This window comes from Thermoanaerobaculia bacterium (genome assembly GCA_035260525.1).
Lineage (GTDB): Bacteria > Acidobacteriota > Thermoanaerobaculia > UBA5066 > DATFVB01 > DATFVB01.
In genome coordinates, this window is sequence record DATFVB010000002.1 from 1 (window position 1) to 9,003 (window position 9,003).

General features: G+C 69.7%; 12 protein-coding genes. All 12 read left to right on the forward strand.

Annotation, left to right across the window (positions count from 1 at the left end):
* Positions 1 to 535 (forward strand): S1 RNA-binding domain-containing protein (locus tag VKH46_00025; protein HKB69202.1); only part of this gene is annotated, 535 nt, incomplete at its 5' end.
* 1 nt (position 536) lies between these two features.
* Positions 537 to 812 (forward strand): integration host factor subunit beta, encoded by a 276-nt coding sequence (locus VKH46_00030; protein ID HKB69203.1) that lies wholly within the window; start codon positions 537 to 539, stop codon positions 810 to 812.
* 61 nt (positions 813 to 873) lie between these two features.
* Complete coding sequence (locus VKH46_00035; GenBank protein ID HKB69204.1) at positions 874 to 1,335, forward strand: HIT domain-containing protein; 462 nt, start codon at positions 874 to 876, stop codon at positions 1,333 to 1,335.
* The gene (locus VKH46_00040; GenBank protein HKB69205.1) at positions 1,332 to 1,733 is read left to right on the forward strand and encodes a DUF6677 family protein; all 402 of its coding nucleotides are present in this window, start codon (positions 1,332 to 1,334) and stop codon (positions 1,731 to 1,733) included. The genes VKH46_00035 and VKH46_00040 overlap by 4 nt, the downstream gene beginning before the upstream one ends.
* A 13-nt stretch (positions 1,734 to 1,746) precedes the next feature.
* On the forward strand, positions 1,747 to 1,929 hold the full coding sequence (locus VKH46_00045) for a hypothetical protein (protein ID HKB69206.1): 183 nt from the start codon (positions 1,747 to 1,749) through the stop codon (positions 1,927 to 1,929).
* Positions 1,930 to 2,076: 147 nt separating this feature from the next.
* Positions 2,077 to 3,180 carry a lipid-A-disaccharide synthase gene (gene lpxB / locus VKH46_00050; protein HKB69207.1) on the forward strand — a complete coding sequence of 368 codons (1,104 nt, stop codon included), beginning with the start codon at positions 2,077 to 2,079 and terminating at the stop codon, positions 3,178 to 3,180.
* The gene (locus VKH46_00055) at positions 3,177 to 5,036 is read left to right on the forward strand and encodes an ABC transporter ATP-binding protein (GenBank protein ID HKB69208.1); all 1,860 of its coding nucleotides are present in this window, start codon (positions 3,177 to 3,179) and stop codon (positions 5,034 to 5,036) included. The genes lpxB and VKH46_00055 overlap by 4 nt, the downstream gene beginning before the upstream one ends.
* A complete protein-coding gene (locus VKH46_00060; GenBank protein HKB69209.1) occupies positions 5,033 to 5,920 on the forward strand; it encodes a YicC/YloC family endoribonuclease in 888 nt (295 codons plus the stop codon). The genes VKH46_00055 and VKH46_00060 overlap by 4 nt, the downstream gene beginning before the upstream one ends.
* Complete coding sequence (gene gmk, locus VKH46_00065; GenBank protein HKB69210.1) at positions 5,917 to 6,540, forward strand: guanylate kinase; 624 nt, start codon at positions 5,917 to 5,919, stop codon at positions 6,538 to 6,540. The genes VKH46_00060 and gmk overlap by 4 nt, the downstream gene beginning before the upstream one ends.
* 11 nt (positions 6,541 to 6,551) lie before the next feature.
* A complete protein-coding gene (rpoZ, locus tag VKH46_00070; protein ID HKB69211.1) occupies positions 6,552 to 6,800 on the forward strand; it encodes a DNA-directed RNA polymerase subunit omega in 249 nt (82 codons plus the stop codon).
* Between the two features lie 72 nt (positions 6,801 to 6,872).
* Positions 6,873 to 8,069 carry a bifunctional phosphopantothenoylcysteine decarboxylase/phosphopantothenate--cysteine ligase CoaBC gene (coaBC, locus tag VKH46_00075; GenBank protein HKB69212.1) on the forward strand — a complete coding sequence of 399 codons (1,197 nt, stop codon included), beginning with the start codon at positions 6,873 to 6,875 and terminating at the stop codon, positions 8,067 to 8,069.
* A 161-nt stretch (positions 8,070 to 8,230) separates the two neighbouring features.
* On the forward strand, positions 8,231 to 8,821 hold the full coding sequence (locus tag VKH46_00080; GenBank protein HKB69213.1) for a uracil-DNA glycosylase: 591 nt from the start codon (positions 8,231 to 8,233) through the stop codon (positions 8,819 to 8,821).
* Positions 8,822 to 9,003: the final 182 nt, after the last annotated feature.

Genomic DNA, 9,003 nt, shown 5'->3' on the forward strand with positions numbered 1-9,003 from the left:
CACCGATTTCGGCGCGTTCGTCGAGATCGAGGAGGGTGTCGACGGCCTGATCCACGTCTCCGACATGTCGTGGACCAAGCGCATCAAGCACCCTTCCGAGGTCCTGAAGAAGGGAGACGAGGTCCGCGCGACGATCACCCACATCGATCCGGAGAACCGCCGCATCTCCCTCTCGATCAAGGAATTCATGCCCAACGAGTGGGAGGAGTTCAAGAAGAAGCACCAGGTCGGGTCGGTGATCGAGGGCACCGTGACGCGCATCGCCGATTTCGGCGTGTTCGTCAACATCGACGGGATGGTGGAGGGGCTGATGCACGTCTCCGAGACGCCGCTCGCCCGCGGGCAGAAGCCCCAGGATCATTACGCCGAGGGGCAGAAGGTCCGCGCCACGATCCTGCGGATCGAGGACGAGGAAATGAAGGTCGGCCTCTCGTCGCGCGACGTCGAGGCCGAGGCGGCGGCCCCCGCCGAGGGGGGCGAGGCGCCGAAGAAGAAGCGGTCGCGCAAGAAGGCCGAAACGGCGGACGAAGAGTGAGATGACGAAAGCGGAGCTGATCGAAAGAGTCCTGACGGCGGCGGATCTCAACAAGAAGGAAGCCGAAGCGGCCGTCGAGGCCTTCTTCGACTCGATCATCCAGTCGCTGCGGGAAGGGGAGAAGATCGAGCTTCGCGGGTTCGGCTCGTTCCGGCTCCGCTCGCGGGGGGCCCGCGTGGGGCGCAACCCCAAGACCGGGGAGAAGGTCCAGGTTCCCGCCAAGCGCATCCCGTACTTCAAGCCGGGAAAAGAGCTCAAGGAACTGATCAACCGGTGACCCTCGGGTCGGCGGACGGCGAATGGAGACCCTCTTCGCTCCGTGGCGTCTGAGCTATCTCATGTCCGAGAAACCGGCGGGCTGCATCTTCTGCGACGCGCTCCGGCTCGGGGATGACGAGGCGTCGCTGATCGTCCACCGCGGAGAGCGCGTCTTCTCGATGCTCAACCGGTATCCGTACGCCAACGGCCACGTCATGGTCGCTCCGGTGGCCCACGAGGCGCGCCTCTTCGAGAGCGACGCCGGCGCGCTCGCGGAGCTGATCGGCGAGATCTCGCGGACCCAGGAGGTCCTGGGCTCCCTCTACCGCCCTTCCGGTTTCAACGTCGGCGCGAACTTCGGAAAGGCCGGCGGGGCGGGTATCGAGGACCACTACCACTTCCACGTCGTCCCGCGCTGGGAGGGGGACACCAACTTCATGACCGTCACCGGGCGGACCCGGGTCGTCCCGGAGGAGCTCCCCGCGACGCGCCGCGCCGTCGCGGCGGCGTTCGAGACGCTCGCCGCCGGGAGCGCGCGGTGAGCCGGTCCGAGGCGCCGGCGCGGCCGGCGGGCGGCAACCTCTTCGTCGCGCTCCTCCTCGCCTGGCTCTTTCCCGGGCTCGGCCACGCGTACCTCGGCAAGCGCGGCGCGGCCCTGCTCTACGCCGTGATCGTGACGGCCGCGTTCCTCCTCGGCCTCGGGTACCACGGGAAGCTCTACGTGCACGAGCCCGACCATCCGCTCACCGTGCTCGCCACTTTCGCCTGCTACGGCGCGGGTCTCCTGAACATCGCGTCCCGGCTGCTGATCGAGAACACCGGCGGGAACATCCTCTCGCCGACCTTCGAATACGGCTGTGCCTTCATCCTGACCGCCGGGATGATGAATCTCCTCCTGATGCTCGACGCCTACGACATCTTCACCGGTACGAAGGGGTGAGAGGGTAAGTGGCATGCCGCAGGACCACTTTCTCGCGATGTTCCTCTACGCCCTCCTGACGGCGGGATTCTTCGCGCTGCTCTGGCGGTCGGGGCGGCGCGAGCGGTGGCGCTATTTCTTCTTCGTCCTCCTGACGATGCTGGTCGGCGCGATTGCAGCGGGGTGGGTGATGTATCCGTTCCCCGCGCATCCCTGACCGGCCAGTGTCCCGAGTTGGGAATAACATGACATTTGCGCCGGCGCGACTCGACGATGGCACCGCATCGCCTGCATCGCGCCGACTTGCACCTTGCCCCGCGGCGCTCCGAACAAATGGCACGCTATTCCCAACTCGGGACACTAGATGAAGGTGTTCGTTTCCGCGGGCGAGACCTCCGGGGATCGCCTCGGAGCGTCGCTTCTCCGCGAGCTCGCGCGCCGGCGGCCCGACCTGGCGTTTTTCGGGATGGGCGGACCGCGGATGGAGAGCGAGGGGCTCTCGCGCGTGGCGGACTCGGCGTCCGTGTCGGTCGTGGGCCTCTTCGAGGTCGTCGCGAAGCTCCCCGCGGTCTGGAGGACCGCGAGGCGCCTCGAGCGGGCGGCCGCGCGCGAGCGGCCCGCCGCCGCGATCCTGATCGACTTTCCCGATTTTCATTTTCGGCTCGGGAAGCGGCTCGCCCGGATCGGGATCCCGGTGATCTATTACGTCTCCCCGCAGGTGTGGGCCTGGCGCCCCGGGCGCGTCTCCGTGATGAGGTCCTTCGTGCGCCGGATGATCACCCTCTTCCCGTTCGAGATCGAGATCTACCGCGGGGCCGGGATCGACGCGGTCTGCGCCGGGCACCCGCTCGTCGACGAGGTGGACGCCCACCTCGACGGGGAGGCGCCGGTCCCGCGCGCGGCGGGGAGGAAGCGGATCGCGATCATGCCGGGAAGCCGCGCCGGAGAGGTCCGCCGCCACTGGCCCGTGCTGCGCGACGCCGCGCGGCGGCTGGCGGCGAGCCGCGACGCGGAGATCGTCGTCGTTCCGGCGCCGGGCCTCCCGAAGGAGCTCTTCCCGGGCTCCGGCGGGATGACGTTCCATCGGGGCGACCCGGAGCCGCTCCTCCGAGCGTGCGACGTCCTCCTCGTCTCGTCGGGCACCTCGACGCTGCAGGCCGCGCTGTGCGGCGCGCCGATGGTCGTCGTGTACCGCACGTCGGCGGCCACGATGGCGCTCGCGCGGAGGCTCGTCAAGACGCCGCACATCGCGCTGGCCAACATCGTCGCGGGAGATCGCGTCGTCCCGGAGCTCATCCAGGAGGAGGCCACGGTCGAGCGAGTCTTTCGCGAGGCCGCCCGCTTCCTCGATTCGGCCGAGGAGGCCGAAGCGGTGCGCCGCCGCTGGTCGACGCTCCGGGAGAGGCTCGGGCCCCGGGGAGCGGCCGCGCGCGCGGCCGAAGCGGTGCTCGAGGTGCTTCCGGCATGACGGTTCTGCGCCGGCTCCTCCGCTACGTCCTGCCGTACCGGGGAAAGATCCTCGCCGCGCTCGCCGCGATGGTCGTCGTCGCGGTCTCGACCGGGGCGCTCGTCTTCTTCTTCCGGTCGCTCTTCGACGACGTTCTCGCGCCGGCGAGGGGCGGCCGGCCGGCCGAGGCGCTCCCCGCGCTCGCCCGGAGCGGGCACGGCGCGGCGGTGCGCGCGCTCGACGCGGCCTACGCCGCGCTCAAGGCCGGGATCGTCGCGCGGGGAATCCCCCTGTGGGCGGCCGTCCCGGCCATGCTGCTCGGGGCGCTCGTCGTCAAGAACGTCTTCTCGTACCTCTCGGAGTTCGCGTTCAACGGCATCGGCCTCTCGATGGTGCGAGACCTCCGCGGAGACGCGTACGACCATCTCGTCCGACAGTCGGCGAGCTTCTATTCCCGGTCGACGACCGGGGACCTGATGAGCCGGCTCCTCGGCGACGTCGAGCTCATCCAGGGGGCTTTCGGCACGCGGATCGCCGACCTCTTCCAGGGGGCGCTGACGATCGCCGTGATGCTCGGCTATGTCCTGTCGTTGAATCGCACGCTCACGCTCTTCGCCCTCGTCGTCGCGCCGCTCCTCGTCTGGCCGATCGTCGAGATCTCGAAGCGGCTCCGCCGGACGACCTTCACCTCGCGGGAGCGGATGGGCGCGATCGGGGAGATCCTCCAGGAGACGATCCGCGGGCACCGGATCGTGAAGACCTACGGGATGGAGGACTTCGAATCGCGCCGCTTCGCGGAAGCCAACGAGCGCTATTTCCGGGTCAACCGGAAGACGATCCGGATCCAGGCGATCTCCTCCCCGCTGATGGAGATCCTCTCCGGGACGGGGTTGACGCTCCTCTTCGCGTACGCGGCGCGCCGGATCTCGGCCGGCACCATGACGGCGGGGGACTTCCTCTCCTTCCTGATCGCGCTCATGACGATGTACGCGCCGATCAAGAGCATCACGAAGGTGAACCTCGCGCTGCAGCAGGCGATCTCCTCGGCGGCCCGGATCTTCGAGATGATGGACCGCGAAAACGAGATCCGGGAGAGCCCGGGGGCCCCGGCGCTCCCGCCGATCGCGCGGGCGATCCGGTTCGAGAACGTCTCGTTCCGTTACGGGGACGCCGAAGTCGTGCGCGGCGTCACCTTCGACATTCCCGCCGGTCGGACCGTGGCGCTCGTCGGGCCCTCCGGAGCGGGGAAGACGACGCTCGCCAATCTCCTGCCGCGCCTGTACGATCCGACGGGTGGACGCATCACGATCGACGGGACCGACATCCGCTCCGTCACGCTCGCGTCGCTCCGGGGACAGATGGCGCTCGTGACCCAGGACATGCTCCTCTTCAACGGCACCGCGCGGTCGAACATCGCCTACGGCCGGGAGGACGCGACCGAGGCCGCCGTCGTCGAGGCGGCCCGGCGCGCGCGCGCCGACGAGTTTTTGAGCGCCCTTCCCGGGGGATACGACACTCCGGTCGGCGAGGACGCCGGGCGACTCTCCGGCGGACAGCGGCAGCGCCTGTCGATCGCGCGCGCGTTCTTCAAGGGGGCCCCGATCCTCATCCTCGACGAAGCGACGTCCCAGCTCGACGCGGAGTCGGAGGCGGCGGTCTCCGAGGCGTTGGCCACGCTGATGGCGGGCAAGACGACGCTCGTGATCGCGCACCGGCTCTCGACCGTTCGGCGCGCCGACCGGATCGTCGTCCTCGAGTCGGGGCGCGTCGCCGACGAGGGCACTCACGCCGAGCTCATCGCGCGCGGCGGGCTCTACCGGAGGCTGTACGAGATGCAGTTCTTCGACGGCGAGACGCCGGCGGGGGGGCCGGCGTGAGCGTCCGGAGCATGACCGGCTTCGGCCGCGCCCACGGCGTCGTGGGGGAGTGGAGCGTCGACGTCGCGATCCGCACCGTCAACCACCGGTTCCTCGATCTCAACGTCCGGCTCCGGGAAGAGCACGCGGACCTCGAGCCGGCCGTCCGGCGCGCCGTCTCCCGGCGGATCCTGCGGGGAAAGGCGGACGTGACCGTCCGGCTGCGGCGGCTCCAGGAGGCGGAGCACGAGATCTCGATCAACGAGTCCCTTCTCGAACGGCTGCTCGCGCGGTTCGCCGCGCTCTCGGCGAAGTTCCCGATCGGCGGGCGCCTCGAGGTGCGCGACCTCCTCACCGTTCCCCAGGTGGTGCACGTCGAGAGCGCGGCGGAGACCATGGAGACGGAGGCCGTCGAGCAGATCGCCGCAATCGCCTCGCACGCGGCCGCCGAAGTCACGCGGATGCGGGACGCGGAGGGGCGGCTCCTGGCGACCGACCTGCTCGAGCGTATCGGCTTCCTGCGCGAGCGGTTGGGGAAGATCGCGGAGGCGCGGAGGGACATCGTCGAGCGCCTGCACGCGTCGCTCCGCGAGCGCCTCGCGGGCCTCTTCGCGGACACGCCGCTCGACTCCGGCCGCCTCGAGCAGGAGGCCGCGATGCTCGCCGAGCGGTCGGACGTGGCCGAGGAGCTCACGCGGCTCGACGCGCATCTGGACCAGTTCCGCGACCTGCTCGGCCGCGCGGCGGAGCCCGTCGGCAAGAAGCTCGACTTCCTGACGCAGGAGATCCAGCGCGAGATCAACACGATCGGCTCGAAGTGCCGCGACCTCGGCGTCACCCGGGACGTCATCGACATGAAGAGCGAGACCGAGAAGATCCGCGAGCAGGTGCAGAACCTCGAATGAGCGAGATCGCGCCCGGCGACCTCTTCATCGTCTCGTCCCCTTCGGGGGGTGGGAAGACGACCCTGATCGCGCGCCTCCTCACCCGGCACGCGGAGGACCTCCATTTTTCCGTCTCCCACACGACGCGCGCGCGGCGCAACGGCGAGGAGGACGGGCGCGAGTACCACTTCGTGACCGCGAAGGAGTTCCGCGGCATGATCGGGAGGGACGAGTTCCTCGAATGGGCCGAGGTGCACGGGAACCTCTACGGGACCGCCCGCAAGGAGGTCCTTCCGAAGCTGGCGGCGGGACAGGACGTGATCCTCGACATCGACGTCCAGGGGGTCCGCCAGGTGAAGCAGAAGTACCCCGGGTCGATCGCCGTCTTCATCCTTCCCCCGTCGGCGGCCGAGCTCTCCCGGCGCCTCCGGGCGAGGGGCCTGGACGACGATGGGCAGATCGAGAAGCGGCTGGCGAACGCGGCCCGGGAGATCGACGAGGTCTCCCAGTACGATTATGCTATTATCAACGACGACCTTGAACGGGCCCTGGGCTCGCTCGAGGCGATCGTGTCGGCGGCGCGGCTGCGCCCGGCGCGGATGAAAGATCCGGTCGAACGGATTCGCAAACAGTTTCGATGAGGGGAGAACGCGTGATTCAGAACCTGCCCGAAGGCGTCGACAGCAAATTCCGGATGGTGATCCTCCTCGCGCGGCGCGCCGAGCAGCTGATGCGCGGGGCCCGGCCGAAGCTGGAGACGGAGACCCCCGTCAAGCCCACCCGCCTCGCCGCCGGCGAGTTCGAGAAGAACATGATTCGCTGGGACTTCGGCCCCGAAGGCGGCTCGCTCGCGGCCGAAGGGGAAGAAGTGCCGGAGCCGGTCGAGACCGAAGAGTCGTAGAGCTCGTCCGCCGGCGTCCCGGGCGCGGGCCGAAACGGCGGCCGTGAGATCGTCCGGCGGGAGGCCGCGCCCATGAGAGCAGTCCTCGGCGTATCGGGAAGCATCGCGGCGTACAAGGCCGCGGAGATCGTCCGCCGGTTCCGCGACCGCGGAGACGAGGTCCGCGTCGTCTTCACGAAGACCGCCGAGAAGTTCGTCGCTCCGCTCACGTTCTCCGTCCTGTCGGGCAACGCCGTCCTGTCGGACATGTTCGCTCCTTCCGCGGCCGTCGAGCACGTCTCGCTCGCCGGCTGGGCCGAGCTCCTCCTCGTCGCCCCCGCTTCCGCCGACGTGATCGCGAAGCTCGCGCACGGCATCGCGGACGACTTCCTGTCGACGTACGCCCTCTCCCATTCCGGTCCGGTGCTGCTCGCGCCCGCGATGGAGACGGCGATGTGGGAGCATCCCGCCGTCGCCGGCAACGTCGCGGCGCTCGCCGCGCGCGGCGTCCGGTTCGTCGGACCGGGGGCCGGATTCCTGGCGTCGGGGCGCTCCGGACCGGGACGAATGGCGGAGCCGGAGGAGATCGTCGAGGCGGCGGTCTTCGGGTCGGGCGGGGCCGCGGATCTCGCGGGCCGGAAGGTGCTCGTCACCGCCGGTCCGACGCGCGAGGCGATCGACCCGGTGCGGTTCGTCTCGAATCGCTCCTCGGGAAAAATGGGGCACGCGCTCGCCGAGCGCGCCCGCGCGCGCGGCGCCGACGTCGTCCTCCTGACCAGCTCCGACCGGCCCGTTCCTCCCGGCATCGCCGTCGAGCGCTTCGAGTCCGCCGCGGAACTGAAGCGGCTCCTCGAGGCGCGTTTCGCGGCGTGCGACGTGCTCATGATGGCCGCGGCGGTCGCGGACTTCGTTCCCGAGCGCCTCGCCCGGCGGCTCCATCGCTCCGACGGCCCGAGGAGCGTCTCCCTATCGCCGGGAGAGGACGTCCTGGCGGGGATCGCGGCGCGCAAGGGCGAGCGGATCGTCGTCGGATTCGCGGCCGAATCGGGCGACGGGCAGGAGGAGCGCGCCCGGCGGAAAATGGCGGAGAAGAACGCGGACTGGATCGTCTGCAACGACGTCGGGAGGGAAGGCGTCGGATTCGAGGCCGACCACAATGAAGTCGTGCTCCTCTCCGCGGCCGGGCAGAGGATCGAGGTGTCGCGCCGGCCGAAGAAAGAGGTCGCCGACAAGATCTGGGACGCGGTATCCTCGACGCTGGCGTGGCGAACGATCCCCGAAAAAATCTAGAAGAGATCCGGTTCTTCCGCGATCTGGGCTTTCGTGAGGTCCTCCTCCCATCTGCCGCCACCGCCGCTCAGCCGGCTCCCGCGCCGCGCCCGATCGCGCCGCCGCCGGCCGCGCGTCCGGCCGCCCCTCGCCCGCCGGGCGCGTCCGCGCCGAGAGACGCGGTGCCGACGGACCCGGCGAGCCGGCCGGTCGTCCCGGTCGGTTTCCCGTCGCTGCCGTCGCTCGCCGAGTTCGCGGCGGGGTGTCCGCGCTGCAAGCTGTCGGCATCGCGCACGCATCTCGTGTTCGGCCAGGGGAACCCGAAAGCGGACCTGATGTTCGTCGGCGAGGCGCCGGGGGCCGACGAGGACGCGCAGGGGCTGGCGTTCGTCGGCCGCGCCGGGCAGCTCCTGACGAAGATCATCGAGGCGATCGGCCTGACCCGCGAGGACGTCTTCATCGCCAACGTCCTGAAGTGCCGTCCGCCCGAGAATCGCAATCCCGAGCCGGACGAGGTCGCCGCCTGTCTTCCCTACCTTCGGGAGCAGATCCGGCTGATCGCGCCGCGCGTCATCGTCACGCTCGGGACGTTCGCGACGCAGGCGATCCTCGAGACCGAGCTCTCGATCGGACGCCTGCGAGGCCGGTTCCATCCGCTCGGTCCGGTCCGCGTGATGCCGACCTACCACCCGGCGTTCCTGCTGCGGAGCCCGGAGAGGAAGAAGGATGTGTGGGAGGACATGAAGAAAGTGAGAGAAGCGCTGAGGGAGTAGTAGAGGCGCGGCGATCCTCCTTCGCTCTGGCGAGCTTCGGAGGATTGCCCATGAGATCCGCCGTAGCCTTGGCGAAGGCGGATGCATCGAGCCGGCCGGGCGCGTGCCGCCCGCGCCGCCCTGCGACATCCGATTTCGATATTTCCGCTTCGGGTTTCCGGCGAAGAAAAAGGGGAGGCCGG

What these genes read in the sequence shown, in the direction of transcription:
- lpxB (HKB69207.1), top strand. Translation starts at nt 2,077, where the DNA reads ATGAAGGTGTTCGTTTCCGCGGGCGAGACCTCCGGGGATCGCCTCGGA.
- VKH46_00055 (HKB69208.1), top strand. Translation starts at nt 3,177, where the DNA reads ATGACGGTTCTGCGCCGGCTCCTCCGCTACGTCCTGCCGTACCGGGGA.
- VKH46_00035 (HKB69204.1), top strand. Translation starts at nt 874, where the DNA reads ATGTCCGAGAAACCGGCGGGCTGCATCTTCTGCGACGCGCTCCGGCTC.
- VKH46_00030 (HKB69203.1), top strand. Translation starts at nt 537, where the DNA reads ATGACGAAAGCGGAGCTGATCGAAAGAGTCCTGACGGCGGCGGATCTC.
- coaBC (HKB69212.1), top strand. Translation starts at nt 6,873, where the DNA reads ATGAGAGCAGTCCTCGGCGTATCGGGAAGCATCGCGGCGTACAAGGCC.
- gmk (HKB69210.1), top strand. Translation starts at nt 5,917, where the DNA reads ATGAGCGAGATCGCGCCCGGCGACCTCTTCATCGTCTCGTCCCCTTCG.
- VKH46_00045 (HKB69206.1), top strand. Translation starts at nt 1,747, where the DNA reads ATGCCGCAGGACCACTTTCTCGCGATGTTCCTCTACGCCCTCCTGACG.